Source organism: Mesorhizobium sp. AA22, assembly GCF_001672375.2.
GTDB classification, from domain to species: domain Bacteria; phylum Pseudomonadota; class Alphaproteobacteria; order Rhizobiales; family Rhizobiaceae; genus Mesorhizobium; species Mesorhizobium wenxiniae.
The window spans coordinates 4,678,201-4,695,103 of the sequence record NZ_CP048406.1; the positions used below are offsets into that span (position 1 = coordinate 4,678,201).

Below are 16,903 nucleotides of genomic sequence, written 5' to 3' on the forward strand. Positions count from 1 at the left end.
GCAGAATTCACGACCTTACCGAGTCAACCGGAATCGGAGCACGGGAATTCCGTCCTGTGGACGGTTTATCGTTCCTGTGAACAGTGGGCATCAAAGCCGGTTGGACAGGTACTGTTGCAGATAAGTCAGCACTGATTTTTCCCATTCTGATATCGAGGAGCCGGGATCGAAATCGGGGACATCATGGCAGAGGCAGCACGAAAATTCGGCGTGGCGGAAACACCGCTCTATCGCGAGGCACCGAACAACATCGAAGCTGAGCAGGCGCTGCTCGGCGCCATCCTCGTCAATAACGATGCTTTCTACCGCGTCTCGGATTTCCTGAAATCCGGCCATTTTTACGAGCCGCTGCATAGAAAAATCTTCGAAGTCGCCGCCGAACTCATCCGTATGGGCAAGATTGCGACACCGATCACGCTGAAGACCTTCCTGCCTGCCGACGAGAAGGTCGGCGACATGACGGTTGCGCAATATGTGGTGCGGCTGGCCGTCGAGGCGGTTACCGTGGTTAACGCCGCCGACTACGGCCGCGCCATCTACGATCTCGCCACGCGACGCGCACTGATCACCGTCGGCGAGGACATGGTGAACATCGCCTACGATGCGCCGGTCGACATGTCGCCGTCCGAGCAGATCGAGGATGCCGAACGGCGCCTGTTCGAACTGGCCGAGACCGGCCGCTACGATGGCGGCTTCGAGAGCTTCACCGATGCGGTCAAAACCGCCGTCGACATGGCCAATGCCGCCTATATGCGCGACGGGCATTTGTCGGGCGTCGCCACGGGCCTGCGCGATCTCGACCGCCGCATGGGCGGCCTGCAGCCCTCCGATCTGATCATCATCGCCGGCCGCCCCGGCATGGGCAAGACCTCGCTTGCCACCAACATGGCCTTCAACATCGCCGAAGCCTATGTGCCGGCGCAACAGGCCGACGGCTCGTTCAAGGCGGCAAATGGCGGCGTCGTCGGCTTTTTCTCGCTCGAAATGTCATCGGAACAGCTCGCTACCCGCATCATTTCCGAGCAGACCGAAATCCCGTCGTCAAAAATTCGCCGCGGCGAGATCAGCGAGATGGACTTCGAAAAGCTGGTCGCATGCTCGCAGACCATGCAGAAGATCCCGCTGTTCATCGACCAGACCGGCGGCATCTCGATCGCCCAGCTATCAGCGCGGGCGCGGCGGCTGAAACGCCAGCGCGGCCTCGACGTCATCGTCATCGACTATATCCAGCTGATGCAGGGATCGAGCGCGAAATCCTCACAGAACCGTGTGCAGGAGATCACCGAAATCACCACCGGCCTGAAGGCGCTGGCCAAAGAGCTTGCCGTGCCGATCATCGCGCTGTCGCAGCTGTCGCGCCAAGTCGAAAGCCGTGACGACAAGCGCCCTCAGCTTTCGGATCTGCGCGAATCCGGTTCGATCGAGCAGGACGCCGACGTGGTGATGTTCGTCTACCGCGAGGAATACTATCTGAAGAACCGCGAGCCGAAGCCCGGCACCGACGAATACATCAAATGGGAAAACGAGATGAACGAGATGCGCGGCAAGGCCGAGGTCATCGTCGCCAAGCAGCGTCATGGGCCGACCGGATCAGTCAGCCTCGCTTTCCAGGGCGAGTTCACCCGCTTCTCCGACCTCGCCGAGGAGCATCATATTGCGGAGAGGTTTGAGTAGTTTTTGACTTACCGCCGCGCTCCGTCACACCCCCCTCTGGCCTGCCGGCCATCTCCCCCGCAAGGGGGGAGATCGGCAGCTTTGCCGGCATTGCTCTTCCTGCAACGTCAGCGATTGGCCAAAGCGATGGCGACATCCAATCTCCCCCCTTGCGGGCGAGATGTCCGGCAGGACAGAGGGGGGTGGGCAGGATCACCAGCCTCCGGCCGCTTTGGAGCGTCATCCGCCTGATGGCCAAATCGCGCATCCAGTTCATCTGCCAGAATTGCGGTTCGGTGCATCAGCGCTGGGCCGGTAAATGCGATGCCTGCGGCGAGTGGAATACGCTGGTCGAGGAAGGCACGTCCGGCGGCATCGGCTCGGGTCCGGCCAACACCCGCAATGCGCGCAAGGGCCGTGCCGTGGTGCTGACAACTTTGTCCGGCGATATCGAGGATGCGCCGCGCATCGTCTCCGGCATCGGCGAACTTGACCGCGCCACCGGCGGCGGTTTCGTGCGCGGCTCGGCCCTGCTGGTCGGCGGCGATCCCGGCATCGGCAAGTCGACGCTGCTCACTCAGGCTGCCGCAGCGCTGGCGTCCAAGGGCCACCGCATCGTCTATGTCTCGGGCGAAGAGGCGGTTGCCCAGATCAGGCTGCGTGCGCAGCGGCTCGGCGTCGCCGATACTCCGGTGGAGCTTGCCGCCGAAACCAATGTCGAGGACATCCTCGCCACCATCGCCGACGGCAAGCGGCCGGATTTGGTGATTCTGGATTCGATCCAGACCTTGTGGACCGACATGGCCGAGTCGGCTCCCGGCACCGTCACCCAGGTGCGTGCCGCCGCCCAGGCGATGATCCGCTATGCGAAATCCACGGGTGCGGCGATCGTGCTCGTCGGTCACGTCACCAAGGAAGGCCAGATCGCCGGGCCGCGCGTCGTCGAGCATATGGTCGACGCAGTGCTCTATTTCGAGGGCGAAGGCGGCCACCACTACCGCATCCTGCGCACGGTCAAGAACCGCTTCGGACCGACCGACGAGATCGGCGTCTTCGAAATGTCTGATATGGGCCTGCGCGAGGTCGCCAACCCGTCCGAACTTTTTCTCGGCGAACGCCACGCGAAAGCGCCGGGCGCCGCGGTTTTCGCCGGCATGGAAGGCACAAGGCCGGTGTTGGTCGAGATCCAGGCGCTGGTGGCGCCGTCGTCGCTGGGCACGCCGCGCCGCGCCGTCGTCGGTTGGGACGGCGCCCGGCTGTCGATGACCCTCGCCGTTCTCGAAGCTCATTGCGGCGTCCGCTTTGGCACCCATGACGTCTATCTCAACGTCGCCGGCGGCTACCGTATCTCGGAGCCGGCTGCCGATCTGGCGGTAGCGGCCGCACTGGTTTCCTCGCTCACCGGCCTTGCCCTTCCCGCCGATTGCGTCTATTTCGGCGAAATCAGCCTTTCGGGCGCCGTGAGGCCGGTTGCACATGCGCAGCAGCGCCTGAAGGAAGCCGAAAAGCTGGGTTTTGGAAGCGCGGTTCTGCCCTTGGGCAGCGAGGAACTTGCCGGCGGGATAGGGGCCGGCGCTTTCCAGCCCACCGAGCTTGCCGATCTCGTGGCGCGCATAGCCGGCTCACGGCGCAGCCGCGCCGACGAGCAAGAGTGACGCGGCTCATGAAGTGGGGCAAAAGACATGCCGATTACGCTGCTTGACGGAATTCTCGTCGGCTTCACCTTGGTCTCGGCGATGCTCGCCATGGTTCGCGGCTTTTCGCGCGAGATCCTCTCCGTCGTCTCCTGGATAGCGGCGGCGGCTGCGGCGTTCTTCTTCTACCAGCCGGTCCTGCCTTACATTCAGCCCTATGTCGACAATGAGAAGATTGCCATGGTGGTGGCCGCCGGCATCGTCTTCATCGTCGCGCTGATTGTCGTCTCCGTCATCACCATGAAACTCGCCGACTGGATCATCGATTCCAGGGTCGGCGCGCTCGACCGCACGCTCGGTTTCCTCTATGGCGCGGCGCGCGGCATCCTGGTCGTCGCGGTGGCCCTGCTGTTCTTCAACTGGCTGGCCGGCCCCAAGGCTCCGGGCTGGGTCGCCAACGCCAAGTCGCGGCCACTGCTCGAATCGATCGGCGCCAAGCTCGAAAGCCTGCTGCCCGAGGATCCGGAGAACGCGATCCTCAACAGGCTCAACCCGAATCAGCCGGCACCCGAGACCGGAGCCGAGACGCCTCCGGCGGCCGACGCGCCGGCGGCGGACGCACCGGCAGCCGGCGACGATGCTCCGGCGCTGGACGGGAGCGCGACCGACGCGCCACCGGCCGACAATGCACCGGCCAATCCGGCGCCGGCAAACTGACGATCATGTGAAAGCCGCAAACTCTACGTTGCTCTCGGGCAGTCATCACACTATATAGCGACTTTAGCGGAGCTGAAGATGGCAGACGCAGACGACGTGCTTTCCGCCGAAGCTGACGATCATTTCCATGACGAATGCGGTGTGTTCGGTATTTTTGGCCGGCAGGACGCCGCGGCTATCGTCACGCTCGGCCTGCATGCGTTGCAGCATCGCGGCCAGGAAGCGGCCGGTATCGTTTCCTATGACGGCACCCAGTTCCATGTCGAACATCATGTCGGCCTGATCGGCGACACCTTCACCAAGCAGCGCGTCATCGACAGCCTGCAAGGCAACCGCGCGATCGGCCACACGCGCTACGCCACCACAGGCGGCGCCGGCCAGCGCAACATCCAGCCGTTTTTCGCCGAGCTGGCCGACGGCGGCTTCGCCGTCGCCCACAACGGCAATCTCACCAACGCCATGACGGTGCAGCGCGCGCTGCAGAAACAAGGCGCGATCTTCTCGTCGACCTCCGACACCGAGACGCTGCTGCATCTGGTCGCCACCAGCAGGGAACACGATCTCAACTCGCGCTTCATCGATGCGGTGCGCCAGGTCGAAGGCGCCTTCTCGCTGGTGGCGATGACTTCCAAGAAGATGATCGGTTGCCGTGATCCGCTCGGCATTCGCCCGCTGGTGCTCGGCGATCTCGACGGCGCCTGGATCCTGGCTTCCGAAACCTGCGCGCTCGACATCATCGGCGCCCGTTTCGTGCGCGACCTGAAGCCCGGCGAGATGGTCGTCGTCACCACAAAGGGCATCGAGAGCCTGTTTCCGTTCGAGCCGCAGAAGACCCGCTTCTGCATCTTCGAATATGTTTATTTCGCACGCCCGGATTCATCGGTCGAAGGCCGCAACGTCTACGAGGTGCGCAAGCGCATCGGCGCGGAGCTGGCGCTGGAAAGCCCAGTCGATGCCGACATCGTCGTGCCGGTGCCGGACAGCGGCACCCCGGCGGCGATCGGCTTTTCGCAGGCCGCGGGCATCCCGTTCGAGCTCGGCATTATCCGCAATCACTATGTTGGCCGCACCTTCATCCAGCCTGGCGATTCGATCCGCCACATGGGTGTCAAGCTCAAGCACAACGCCAACCGCCGCATGATCGAAGGCAAGCGCGTGGTTCTGGTCGACGATTCGATCGTGCGCGGCACCACCAGCCAGAAAATCGTGCAGATGGTGCGCGATGCCGGCGCCAAGGAAGTGCACATGCGCATCGCCTCGCCGCCGACGCGCGCCTCCTGCTTCTACGGCGTCGACACGCCGGAAAAGTCGAAGCTGCTGGCGTCGCGCATGTCGGTGGAAGAGATGGCCGAGTTTATCCGCGTCGATTCGCTTGGATTCCTGTCGATCGACGGGCTTTACCGCGCCGTCGGCGAGGCCGGTCGCGCCAATGAGCAGCCGCAGTTCTGCGACGCCTGCTTCACCGGGCAATATCCGACCCGGCTCGCCGACTTCGAAGGTTCGGACAATGTGCGCACGCTGTCGCTGCTGGCGGCGGGCGGGGCGTAGGTCTAGCTGGAACCCGCGAATTTCGCCGGTTGGCAAATTTCGTCGCGATTGCTGTGTCGCGCCCCTCTGTCCTGCCGGACATCATAGAGCGCTAACCTTCGGAGCTGCCCGGTGACCCCTGCCCTCGACCTTTCCGGCCGCGTCGCGGTCGTCACCGGTGCCTCGCGCGGCATCGGCTACTTCATCGCCCTGGAACTTGCCGCCGCTGGAGCGCATGTCATCGCGGTTGCCCGCACCGTCGGCGGACTGGAGGAACTCGACGACCAGATCAAGGCAACGGGCGGACAAGCCACCCTTGTGCCGCTCGACCTCGCCGACATGGCCGGCATCGACCGGCTGGGCGGCGCCATCCACGAGCGCTGGGGCAAGCTCGACGTCCTGGTCGCCAATGCGGCGGTGCTCGGCGTCATCTCGCCGATCGGTCATGTCGAGGCCAAGACCTTCGAAAGGGTGATGACCATCAACGTCACCTCGACATGGCGACTGATCCGCTCGGTCGATCCGTTGCTCAGGCTCTCCGATGCCGGCCGCGCCATCGTGCTTTCCTCCAACGCCGCCCATTCGGCGCGAGCCTTCTGGGCGCCCTATGCGGCGTCGAAGGCGGCGGTCGAGACCATGATGCGTTCCTGGGCGCATGAGACCGAAAACTTGGCCCTCAGGGTCAATGCCGCCGACCCCGGCGCCACCCGCACCGCCATGCGGGCGCAGGCAGTGCACGGCGAGGACCCGGAAACGCTGCCGCACCCCCAGGAGATCGCCAAACGCATCCTGCCGCTGGCCAGCCCTGCGCTTAGGGAAACCGGGCTGATCTTCCAGGCCAAGCACAACCGCTTTGTTGCCTACCGGCAGCCGGAGTAGACGCATCGCGCAATTTGGCGGAAGAATTGCACCGCCACCGACGTTGTTGGAATGCCAAACGTTCGCAAACGGAGGACCACCATGCGCAAACTGCTTCTCGTCACCGCCGCTGCATCGCTAGCAGCCATCGGCGGCGCATCCTCGCAGGATGCGACAATGAGCTTCTTCGTCACCAGCGTCGGCTCCGGCAAGGGCGCAGATCTCGGCGGCCTTGCGGGTGCCGATGCCCATTGCGGGTCGCTGGCCGAAGCGGCCGGCATTACCGGTAAAACATGGCGCGCCTATCTCTCGACCAGCGACACCGACGCACGCGATCGCATCGGCAAGGGACCGTGGTTCAACGCCAAGGGCGTCAAGATCGCCGACGATGTCGCTTCGCTGCATAGCGATGCCAACGCCATCACCAAGCAGACGGCGCTCGACGAAAAGGGTGAAGTGGTCAACGGCCGCGGCGATAAGCCCAACCGGCACGACGTGCTGACCGGCTCCAAGCCGGACGGCACGAAAATCGCCGACCAAACCTGCGGCGACTGGACGCTCAGCGGCGCAGAAGGTGCGGCAATGACGGGCCATCACGACCGCATGGGTCTCGACGATTCGGCCGCCGCCAAATCGAAGAATTCCTCGCACGCTTCACGCGGCGGGTGCAGTCAGGAGGCGCTGAGGAGCACCGGCGGCGACGGCCTGTTCTACTGCTTTGCCGTGAACTGAGCTGTTCCATATCGCACGGCTGTGATGCCGTGGCGAACCACCGCGCCCGGCCGCGCTTTCGTCGATCGCCCGGAGTTGATAGGATCGCCCGACTGCCACAACAAGCGAGGAAATCCCATGGCGGCTTCGAGCGTAGCGTTGGTCTGGTATCTGGTTATCGCCGGTCCGCAAGGCGGCATGGTGGTGCTGCCCAGCACGTTCGACACCCGCGAACAGTGCACCTCCGCCATCACCGAATATCAGAAGCAGCCGACGCCGGCCGGCTGGTCGGTGCAGTGTGTGCCGAGCGCCTCGCCGTTCGCCGACGAGGGCGAAAGTGAGTAGCCGGCGGCGCGCGTTTCAGCACTTCGCACTGACCGTCAGTTCCGGCCTGGTATTGATTGTCTGAAACACCACGCAGTAGCGTTCGGTTAGCTTGAGCAGCGCGTCGATGCGCTCCTGTGGCTCGTCAGTGTCGAGGCCGAATGTGAGCCGGATGGCGCGGAAGCCGACCGGCGCATCTCTTGCTACACCCAAGGTGCCGCGAAAGTCGAGATCGCCTTCGGCCTCCACGGTGGCGGCGCCGAGCTTGAACTCCAGCGCCGTCGCCACCGCCTTCAGCGTTACGCCGGCGCAAGCGACCAGGGCCTCCAGCAGCATGTCGCCCGAACACAGTTCGAGCCCCGAACCGCCGGTAGCCGGATGCAGACCGGCAACGGCGAGCGCCCTGCCCGTCTCCACTTTGCAGGCGATCGACCGGTCGTCGATCGAGCCTTTGGCCCGAAGCGTGATCAGAGCGCGCGATGCGTCGTCGCGATAGGCCTCCTTGAGCGGCGCCTGCATGGCCTTAAGTCCGGTGGCGTCCATGTCCAACCCATCCTCGACAGTCATTTTCATTCGCCCGTCGCAAAACTCGGCGAAAGGTGTCTTCAAGCTAGGAAACGGTCGTAATTCATGCCGGGGATCGAACAGGCTTGACCAGAGCCTTGTCAATCGGCAGTGCGATCCTTTCAGGCCCTCAGATGGGGGACCTCGAACGAATGCCCTATTTCCCATCTGTCAGCGAGCGTCGGAGCTGCTCGTCGAGCCGCTCAAACTCCGCAGCCAACCTGTCGCAGGTAAGGCGGCCCGCTTCACAGCGAAGTTTCCGTTTTGTGATCCAGTGGCCCTGCCAACCTTGCTAAGCCGCCTCCACGTCACAGCGGGATAAGCCTCCTCGGAGGGCTGCGTGAACACCCACTGGGTAAGCCCATCGTCCGAAACGAACAATTCGAAGCGGGTTGAAGGTTCCGATCGATGAAGGGCAGTGGATGTCTTCACCTGCCTGAAAAAATCCAGCGCGTCAGAACCGTGCAGATCGCACATCGTTGACGGCCCTCGCCCGTCACGGTGAACGGCTTCCGCCCCGTCATTAGCGTGCGAGCTGACCGCGCTTGTAAGCAGCATAGCACCCGCCACCAGGAATCCTCTCACTTCGCGCTCCTTCCAGAGGGATTTCTTGCGCGCTAGCATCCGGCGGTTTCATTGCCAGCCCCTGCCCCAACGCAAGCTCGCCGCTGGCGCAGCGCCGCGCAGGGTTTCGCCCGTGTAGCGTACGCCGTGGCCCTGATCGTCGCGGCCGCCGTGCTGATCATCGGCAACGATGCGGCAACAACTGCTGACGGTACGGTGTCAGGACAAGGCAGCATAGTCTGGCGAAATGACGGGATCCCTAAGCATGCCAGGCACCACCGACACCGCCGCCGAGCGCACCCTTGGCATCATCCTGGTTTCGGCGTCGGCGGCAGTGTTCGGCCTCACCGGCGTGTTGACCAAGTCGATCCATGCCGACCCGCTGACCATCACCTGCTGGCGCGGCTTTGTCGGCTCGATCCTGATCACCCTCTATGTGCTTTGGCGGCGCCGCCGCTTCGGCAGGCAGCGTGAAAGCCTGCGCCTCGGCTGGCGCGGCTGGCTGTTGGCGGTCGAGGGCGCGCTCGCCAGCATCGCCTTCATCTCGGCGTTCAAGTTCACCTTCGTCGCCAATGTCGCGATCATCTACGCCACCGCACCCTTTGTCACCGCGCTGCTTGCCTTCGTGCTGGTTCGTGAGCGCTTCCGGCTGCAGACGCTTGCCGCCGCCGCCGTGTCGCTCTGCGGTGTGGCGATCATGGTCTGGTCGGGCTTCGGCACCGGCCATCTATTCGGCGACGGGCTGGCGCTGCTGATGACAATCGGCAGCGCGCTCTACATGATCATGGTGCGCGCTTTCCGCGACACGCCTGTGGTGTGGGCCGGGGCAGTGTCGGCATTCCTTTTGTTCGTGCTCGGCTGGTTCGTCACCGATCCATTGGCGGTCTCAGCCAGAGACGCAGCGCTGCTCGTCGCCTTCGGCATGTCGTTCGCGCTGGCCTCTATTCTGTGGACGGAGGGCGCGAGGCTCATCCCGGCCGCCGAATCCGGCCTGCTGGGCTCGGCTGAGGTACCGTTCGCGATCCTGTTCGCCTTCGCGTTCCTGGCCGAGGTCCCGCCTGCCGCCAGCATGATCGGCGGTGCCATCGTGCTCTGCGCGGTCTTCGCCCATGCCGGGCGCGACTGGCAAGCGGCGAGGCAGCGTTCTGCGGGTGAAAAATCTGCCCCTGAAATAAATTTATAAAGTCATGGAACCATCATCGGGTTCAGGCATTGTTGAGGCCGACGGGTCATCCCAAGTCCCCCAAACCCCTCGGCCCGTCTAACCTATAGCCGACCGCAAGGTCGGCTTTTTCTTTTCCGAAATCAGCCTGCGCCAAGGCAAGGTTGTCGCTGAACAGCGCAGCCAGCTCCTGTGCCGGCGGCTCGGCATCCTGGCGCAGCCGGATGGCGAACTCGGCGATGGGAACCTGCGGCAGCCCAAAGTCGCGCGGTGCTTCGACGATGCCGGAATGGGCAAAGCGCGCCGTCCGCAGCGTCAGAGCAATGCCGGCATTCACCGCCGTGCGCAGCCCGGCCAGGCTGGCACTGCCGGCGGCGACGCGGTAGCGGCGGCCGGCCGTGTCGAGTGCTGCGATCGCCGAGTCGCGAAAGCTGCAATGCGGATCGAGCAGTGCCAGCGGTACCTCGTCCTGGCGGGCGGCCAATCCCTTTTGCGAACAGAGCCAGAGCATCGGCTCCCTGAACAAGCCGACCTCGTCCGGCGCCGGTGCCTGTCGCATGGCGATCATCAGATCGAGGATGCCGGTTTGCAGTGCCTCGGCCAATTCGGCGGAGCGGCCGACGCGCAGTTCGATCCTGACGCGCGGATAGCTCGCGGCAAAGGCCCTGAGCAGCTCCGGGAGGCCGCTGTCGGCGAAATCTTGTGTCGTGCCTATGGCCACGCGCCCATCGGCTCGCACGCCCTTGAGGGCCAGCCACGCTTCGCGATGCACAGCAAGGATGCGCCGGGCATGGCCGACCAGATTCTCCCCGGCCGGCGTCAGGCCGCGGCCCCGCCCCTGCGGCACCAGAAGCGGTTCGCCGACAATATCCTCAAGCCGCTGCATCTGCGTGGTCACCGCCGACGCTGAGCGGCCGACAATTGACGCCGCCTGCGCCAGCGAGCCGCCATCGACGAAGGCGAGAAAGGTTTTGAGGAGGTCAGGGTCGAGTGTCGGCATAATTCGATATTATCAAAGTGCCCTCCTTAAACAATTCGATTTTCATAATGGAAGAGCGATGGCAAAGATTTCTCACGGCGAAGAGATGCCGCACAACCCGAGGAAAGAAATTTATGCCGATCATCAATGTCAGCGTCTCAGGCAAGCCCGATGCCGCTTTGTCCGCCGCTATCGCCAAGCAGGTGACCGAACTGACCGCTACGCATCTGCGCAAGGATGCGACCATCACCGCGGTCGCCATATCCTATCATGACCCCGAGCACTGGTTCGCCGGCGGCAAGTCGCTGGCCGAGCATGGCGCCAACAGTTTCTGGCTCGACATCAAGGTGGTCGACGGCACCAACACGAAGCTTGAGCTGGAAGCCTATCTCAAGGCGATCTTCGCCGCATTTGGCCGCTTGCTGGGTGAGATGCACGAAGAAAGCTACGCCTTCGTGCACGAAGTGCCGGCCGCCGCCTATGGCTACGGCGGCAAGACACAGGAATTCCGTTTCATCAGCGGGAGGTTGAAAGCGGCGTGAGCAGCGCCGTTCAGTTCCACGCTCATCCGCAAGTAATTTTGTCGACGGTGAAGCGTGACAAGCCGGCAGCTTGCAGCCGGCCTATCAGAGCAGCATTGACGTTGACCCCACTTCGTCTAGGTTCTCATCGAAGCGGTCAGGAAGAGCCGCGAAGTGAAAATCTGTTGGGAGAGACGCGGCATGATCCTGACACTGGCGCTGCTTGCGGGGCTCGTCGCGGCCTGGCTGCTGATCGGCGTGGTGGAAAAATTCCGCCTCGGCCTGCGCTTCACGCAGGCGCTGCTTTATGTACCGTTCAAGCTCGCCTATCGGATTGCCGACGGCCGCATCAACATCGCCCGCAACGCAGCCGCCCCGGTCATCTACGTCATTTCGCACCAGTCGCGCCTCGAACCGGCGCTGATGCTGTCACTGCTGCCGGAAGATACGCTGCACATTCTCGACCAGGCCTCCGCCAAGTCACCCTGGCTCGAACCATGGCGCGAGCTTGGCCGCACCATCGCCTTCAACGCAGAGCATATCTTCGTCAGCCGCCGGCTGGTGCGGGTGCTGAAGGGCAAGGGCCGCCTTGCCGTCTATTTGCCGGACGCGGTCGAGCCCGATATCAAGACATTTCGCCTGTTTCGCGCCGTTACCCGCATTGCCATGCAGGCCGATGCCCGCATCGTGCCGATCTTTGTCGCCGGCGCGCGCACTCTGCCGGTGTCGCTGACGCCGGCGGACAAGGCGCCGCGGCGCTGGTTTCCGCGCCTGTCGATCAGCGTGCTGGAGCCGATGACCATCGCCGAGCTGGTGGCGCGAAACCCTGATCAGTCCTCGAACACCAATGCGCTGTTCGACTGTTTCGCGGAAGCCCGGCTTTTCGGCAGCGATCTTAATCGCGGCCTGTTCCTCGCCATGCGCGACGCCGCCGACCGAGTCGGCGCCTCGCATCCTATCGTCGAAGACGTGGTCAGCGGCACGTTGAACTACAGAAAGCTGTTCATCGGCGCGCGGGTGCTGGGCCGCCGCTTCGAGGCGGTGACGGCGCCGGGCGAAGCGGTTGGAGTGCTGCTGCCCAACGCCAACGGCGTCGTGCTGTCGCTCATTGGCCTGTTGTCGGCGAGCCGGGTGGCGGCGATGATCAACTACACCGCAGGCCGGGCCAGCGTCACCGCCGCCGTGCGCACGGCGGAAGTCCGCACCGTGGTCTCGTCGCGAGCCTTTATCGACAAGGCCAACCTCGCTGACATCGTCGCGGGGGTGGAAGGAGGCGGCGCCAAACTGTTATGGCTGGAGGACGTGCGGGCCAGCGTAACCGTGCTGGACAAGCTCGCTGCCGCCTTGCTGTGGCGCTGGCCGCTGCAGCCGCAGAATGCGGCCAAGCCAGCAGTGATCCTATTCACCTCAGGCTCGGAAGGCACGCCGAAGGCGGTGGTGCTGTCGCACAGAAATCTTCTCGCCAACGCCATGCAGGCCGAGGCCCGCATCACCATTTCGCCGGCCGACATCCTGCTCAACGTGCTCCCGGTGTTCCACTCGTTCGGGCTCACCGGCGGCACCATCCTGCCGCTGGTCACCGGCGTAAAACTGTTCCTCTACCCCTCCCCGCTGCACTACAAGCTGATCCCCGAGGTCGCACGCAAAGCAAGGCCGACGGTCATGTTCGGAACCGACACGTTCCTCGCCAATTATGCGCGCACCGCCAAGGACGGCGATTTCTCCAGCCTGCGCTTCATCGTCGCCGGCGCCGAGGCGGTGAAACCGGAGACGCGCCGCATCTACCGGGAGCGCTTCCAGGCCGAGATCATCGAGGGTTTCGGGCTGACCGAAGCAGCGCCCGTCGTTGCCGTCAACACCGCCATCCACGGCCGCGACGGCACGGTCGGGCGGCTGTTGCCGGCCATGCGCATGAAGCTCGAGCCGGTCGAGGGCATTAGCGGCGCCGGACGGTTGTGGCTCGACGGGCCGAATTTGATGATGGGCTACATGACATCAGATCGGCCCGGCGAATTGCAGCCGCTCGACGGCTGGCACGATACCGGCGACATCGTTTCGATCGACCGCGAAGGCTTCATCACCATTAGCGGCCGGGCCAAGCGCTTCGCCAAGATCGCCGGCGAGATGGTGTCGCTGGGCGCAGTCGAGATGCTGGTACAGTCGCTATGGCCGGAAGAGCACCACGCCGTGGTGGCGGTGCCGGACAGGCGACGCGGCGAGCGCATCGTGCTGGTCACCACCGCTGATGAGGCCGACCCCGATGAATTGCGCAAATTCGGCAGACAAGCCGGTGCCGCCGATCTGATGGTGCCGAACGACATCATCAAGGTCGAGGAAATCCCGGTTCTGGGTTCAGGCAAAACCGACTATGTCGCGACCCGTAAACTGGCGATTGACCGACTGGGGCTCAGCGCGGCAGCTTGACGCTTAGAGCGCTTTTTGGTGGAGCCAAAACCGCGCTCTAACTCTTTGTTTTAACGCATTTTGCTGGGACGCCAAGCGAAGACGTTTGGCAGCAAATGCTCTAGACGACCACCACCGACAACAGCAGCATGAACCCGACCGCTATCATCAGCAGGCCCGGCCAGTTCTGCGACAGGCCCAGGAAACCAAGCCCGCGTCGTGGCGGCTCAAGTGTCGGGCCTGGCGTTGCGAGATTTGGCGTCGAGCGATCCGGCGCCGCGCGAACAGGCGCCGGATCGCTGAGCCGCCCGCGCCTTAGGGCTGCGCCAGCCATGTACACAACGCCAGCGACAATGAGCAACGCACCGATGAGGACAACAGCCATTTCTCCTCACTCTTCTTCTGCTCCTGCGCCTGGCACAGCAGCTTGAGAGACCGGTGGCGAGGCGTTTTGCGAGGTCGCACGCCTCGCCCGCTGAGACAGAACGGTCAAGATGCCCGGCAGGTTCCCGCGCCAGGTGATCGTCGGAGCGAGTTGGCGACAGGTCTGTCAGCCGATATCTGAAGGCGGCACCTTCTCGCCTTCGCGCTTGGCGCGCCTGGAATAGGCGCGCACGCTGAATGGCAGGAAGACGAGATAGCCGGCAACAGACGCCGTCAGCGTGTACCAGGGGTAGGTCATCAACAGCAGGATGTAGAGAACGACGCCGAGGATGATCGGCAGCACCTTGTCGCCCGGGACTTTCAGGCTTTTTCCGGAATAGACCGGCAGCCGGCTGACCAGCAGGAAGGCTACCAGAACGGTGAAACCGGCGGCGATGAAGGCGGCAGGGCGGGACGGCTCCACGCCAAGCCGCAGGAAGAAGAGATAAAGCGGCAGCATCACCAGCACGGCACCCGCCGGCGCCGGCACGCCGACGAAATACTCGGTCTGCCACTGCGGGCGATCTGTTTCTTCGTCGAGCACGTTGAAGCGAGCGAGCCTCAGTCCGCAGGCGATGGTGAACAGGAGCGCGGCAATCCAGCCCGGCGAGCCGGCCTGGTCGAGCAGGAAGGCATAGAGCACCAGCGCGGGTGCGACGCCGAAATTGACGATGTCGGCCAGCGAATCCATCTGCGCTCCGAACTTGGACGTCGCCTTCAGCATCCGCGCCAGGCGGCCATCGATGCCGTCGAGGAAGGCGGCGAGCAGCACCATCACCACTGCCGGCTCAAAACGGCCTTCGAAGCCGAAGCGGATGCCGGAGAGGCCGGCGCAGATGGCGAGCACGGTGACGAGATTGGGCAACACCATGCGCATCGGGATTTCACGGATGCGCGGGCCGCCGCCGCCATGCGCCTCGAATTTCTTGAACGGCGCGCCCACGGCTCAGGACACCCGCACGAGCGGCGTTGCGGCAATGCCGCCGAATTCGGCCAGTATGGTTTCACCACCAACTGCGGTCTGGCCGACGGCGACACGCGGCGTTGCGGTCGAGGGCAGGAATACGTCGACACGCGAGCCGAAGCGGATCAGCCCGAAGCGCTCGCCGATGCCGATCGTGCCGCCGGTTTCGGCCCAGCAGACGATGCGCCGCGCCACCAGGCCGGCGATCTGCACCGCGGCCACGGTGCCGTTGGGGCTTTCGATGACCAGGCCGTTGCGCTCATTGTCGGCGCTCGCCTTGTCAAGTGCGGCGTTGAGGAACTGGCCCGGCCGATGCTCTATCCTTGTGATTCGGCCGCGCACCGGAGCCCGGTTCACGTGGCAGGAAAAGACGTCCATGAACACCGAGATGCGGGTCATCTCGCCGCCGCCGAGGCCAAGTTCGCGCGGCGGCACTGCCGGACCGACCGCCGTGATGATGCCGTCGGCCGGGCTCACCACCAGCCGGTCGTCGACAGGCGTGACGCGCTCGGGATCGCGGAAGAAATAGACGCACCAGGCCGTCAGGATGAGGCAGACCCAGAACAGGATCGAAGAGAAATAGCCGAGGAAAAGCGTCACCGCTGCGAAGGCGGCGATAAACGGATAGCCTTCTCGATGGATCGGAACGAACGTTTTCTTGATCGTGTCGACGAGGTCCATGGGATGGGAACAGCCTAGTTTCAGGTCCGGCCTCAATAGCGGAAACACCCTGTGGCCGCAACGCAACAATAGGAAAGGCCGGCTCGGCTATTGATCCCGTTCACCGTCGATGGGATGCACAACAGCCGAGGACGACGCCGCCGTTACGCGGACGATGAGAGAGGTGGATCGACGCGTACGGCGCATTGAGCCGGTTCACGCGGCCAATCCTAATCTGGTGACGCAAAAAACCGCCGTCGCCGGCCCTCACCTGTCGGGACGGAGCACTCTCGCCCGTCCTTGGCAGGACAGCGCTTTCTCGTCGGCCCGTTAGCCGTGACGATTCGCGCAACCTGGAGGTTCTCGGTCCATGCAGAAATCAGCAGCCAAAAAAGTAAATGTCGTGATGAACGGTCTGGCGTTCGGCGAGTCGCCGCGCTGGCATGACGACAGGCTTTGGTTCTGCAACTGGGGGACCGGCCAGATCGTCGCCGTCGATGCCGAGGGCAACAGTCAAGTCATGCTCACCGTGCCGGCCACCCTGCCCTATTCGATCGACTGGCTGCCGGACGGCCGCCTGGTCGTCGTCAGCGGGCGTGATGGGCTGGTGCTGCGGCAAGAACCAGACGGTACGCTGGCCACCCACGCCGATCTGCGAGGTCTTTCAACGAGCCCTTGGAACGAGATCGTCGTCGACGGGCGCGGCAACATCTACGTCAATGGCGGAGGACCGGCGCCGGCTCCTGGCCAGCATTTCGGCCCCGGCACCATCGTGCTCATTGCGCCGGACGGGTCGGTGCGGCAGGTGGCGGACAAGATCGCCTTCGCCAATGGGATGGCGGTAACGCCTGACAACAAAACATTGATCGTCGCTGAATCGCACGCCAACAGGTTAACCGCCTTCGACATCGCCGCCGATGGCAGCCTCGCCAACCGGCGGCGATGGGCCGACCTCGGCAACGGCTTTCCCGACGGCATCTGCCTCGATGCCGAGGGCGCGGTCTGGTATGCCGACGTCCCCAACCGGCACTGCGTGCGCGTGCGCGAAGGCGGCGCAATGCTCGACAGCGTCGATGCCGATCGCGGCTGCTTTGCCTGCATGCTCGGCGGTGCCGACGGTAAGACACTGTTCATCGTCGCCGCCGAATGGCGCGGCTTCGAACACATGATCAGCGATGCCCGCACCGGCCAGGTGCTCAGCATCGAGGCTTCCGCGCCGGGCGCCGGCTGGCCATAAGG

At 64.1% G+C, this 16,903-nt stretch carries 16 protein-coding genes; 11 read left to right on the forward strand and 5 right to left on the reverse strand.

The genetic code is table 11. The features are described from left to right. The first annotated feature begins 183 nt into the window (after positions 1-183). The 7 genes from A9K68_RS22620 to A9K68_RS22650 all read left to right on the forward strand — a co-directional run bounded on the left by A9K68_RS22620 (position 184) and on the right by A9K68_RS22650 (position 7,445). A complete protein-coding gene (locus tag A9K68_RS22620; protein WP_065009846.1) occupies positions 184-1,674 on the forward strand; it encodes a replicative DNA helicase in 1,491 nt (496 codons plus the stop codon). Positions 1,675-1,904: 230 nt separating this feature from the next. Next, a complete protein-coding gene (gene radA, locus A9K68_RS22625; protein ID WP_065009863.1) occupies positions 1,905-3,308 on the forward strand; it encodes a DNA repair protein RadA in 1,404 nt (467 codons plus the stop codon). A 27-nt stretch (positions 3,309-3,335) separates the two neighbouring features. Further along, complete coding sequence (locus tag A9K68_RS22630; RefSeq protein ID WP_065009845.1) at positions 3,336-4,004, forward strand: CvpA family protein; 669 nt, start codon at positions 3,336-3,338, stop codon at positions 4,002-4,004. 78 nt (positions 4,005-4,082) lie between these two features. Next, positions 4,083-5,552, forward strand: a complete 1,470-nt coding sequence (purF, locus tag A9K68_RS22635; protein ID WP_065009844.1) for an amidophosphoribosyltransferase — start codon at positions 4,083-4,085, stop codon at positions 5,550-5,552. A gap of 111 nt (positions 5,553-5,663) precedes the next feature. Beyond that, positions 5,664-6,410 (forward strand): SDR family NAD(P)-dependent oxidoreductase, encoded by a 747-nt coding sequence (locus A9K68_RS22640; protein WP_065009843.1) that lies wholly within the window; start codon positions 5,664-5,666, stop codon positions 6,408-6,410. 81 nt (positions 6,411-6,491) lie between these two features. Further along, a complete protein-coding gene (locus A9K68_RS22645; RefSeq protein ID WP_065009842.1) occupies positions 6,492-7,121 on the forward strand; it encodes a hypothetical protein in 630 nt (209 codons plus the stop codon). A gap of 117 nt (positions 7,122-7,238) precedes the next feature. Then, the gene (locus A9K68_RS22650) at positions 7,239-7,445 is read left to right on the forward strand and encodes a hypothetical protein (protein WP_065009862.1); all 207 of its coding nucleotides are present in this window, start codon (positions 7,239-7,241) and stop codon (positions 7,443-7,445) included. Positions 7,446-7,460: 15 nt separating this feature from the next. Here A9K68_RS22650 and A9K68_RS22655 read toward each other — a convergent pair whose 3' ends face one another. After that, on the reverse strand, positions 7,461-7,967 hold the full coding sequence (locus A9K68_RS22655) for an OsmC family protein (protein WP_065009861.1): 507 nt from the start codon (positions 7,965-7,967) through the stop codon (positions 7,461-7,463). 850 nt (positions 7,968-8,817) lie between these two features. On the opposite strand from A9K68_RS22655, the gene A9K68_RS22660 reads away from it, so the two are divergent. Then, positions 8,818-9,735, forward strand: coding sequence for a DMT family transporter (locus A9K68_RS22660; protein WP_065009840.1), 918 nt, complete (start codon positions 8,818-8,820; stop codon positions 9,733-9,735). Between the two features lie 46 nt (positions 9,736-9,781). Here A9K68_RS22660 and A9K68_RS22665 read toward each other — a convergent pair whose 3' ends face one another. After that, positions 9,782-10,714: a LysR substrate-binding domain-containing protein gene (locus A9K68_RS22665; RefSeq protein WP_082982529.1), complete on the reverse strand. Its 933-nt coding sequence runs from the start codon at positions 10,712-10,714 to the stop codon at positions 9,782-9,784. A 113-nt stretch (positions 10,715-10,827) separates the two neighbouring features. On the opposite strand from A9K68_RS22665, the gene A9K68_RS22670 reads away from it, so the two are divergent. Further along, a complete protein-coding gene (locus A9K68_RS22670; protein ID WP_065009860.1) occupies positions 10,828-11,235 on the forward strand; it encodes a 4-oxalocrotonate tautomerase family protein in 408 nt (135 codons plus the stop codon). Positions 11,236-11,415: 180 nt separating this feature from the next. Beyond that, complete coding sequence (locus tag A9K68_RS22675) at positions 11,416-13,638, forward strand: AMP-binding protein (protein ID WP_065009839.1); 2,223 nt, start codon at positions 11,416-11,418, stop codon at positions 13,636-13,638. A gap of 100 nt (positions 13,639-13,738) precedes the next feature. Here the strand turns inward: A9K68_RS22675 and A9K68_RS22680 are convergent, their stop codons facing one another. The 3 genes from A9K68_RS22680 to A9K68_RS22690 all read right to left on the reverse strand — a co-directional run bounded on the left by A9K68_RS22680 (position 13,739) and on the right by A9K68_RS22690 (position 15,685). Then, positions 13,739-14,002, reverse strand: coding sequence for a hypothetical protein (locus tag A9K68_RS22680; protein WP_065009838.1), 264 nt, complete (start codon positions 14,000-14,002; stop codon positions 13,739-13,741). 165 nt (positions 14,003-14,167) lie between these two features. Then, on the reverse strand, positions 14,168-14,983 hold the full coding sequence (gene pssA, locus A9K68_RS22685) for a CDP-diacylglycerol--serine O-phosphatidyltransferase (protein WP_065009837.1): 816 nt from the start codon (positions 14,981-14,983) through the stop codon (positions 14,168-14,170). Positions 14,984-14,986: 3 nt separating this feature from the next. Next, entirely contained in the window at positions 14,987-15,685 is a 699-nt protein-coding gene (locus A9K68_RS22690) for a phosphatidylserine decarboxylase (protein ID WP_065009836.1), read from the reverse strand. A 349-nt stretch (positions 15,686-16,034) separates the two neighbouring features. On the opposite strand from A9K68_RS22690, the gene A9K68_RS22695 reads away from it, so the two are divergent. Continuing rightward, complete coding sequence (locus tag A9K68_RS22695) at positions 16,035-16,901, forward strand: SMP-30/gluconolactonase/LRE family protein (protein WP_065009835.1); 867 nt, start codon at positions 16,035-16,037, stop codon at positions 16,899-16,901. The last annotated feature ends 2 nt before the right edge of the window (positions 16,902-16,903 follow it).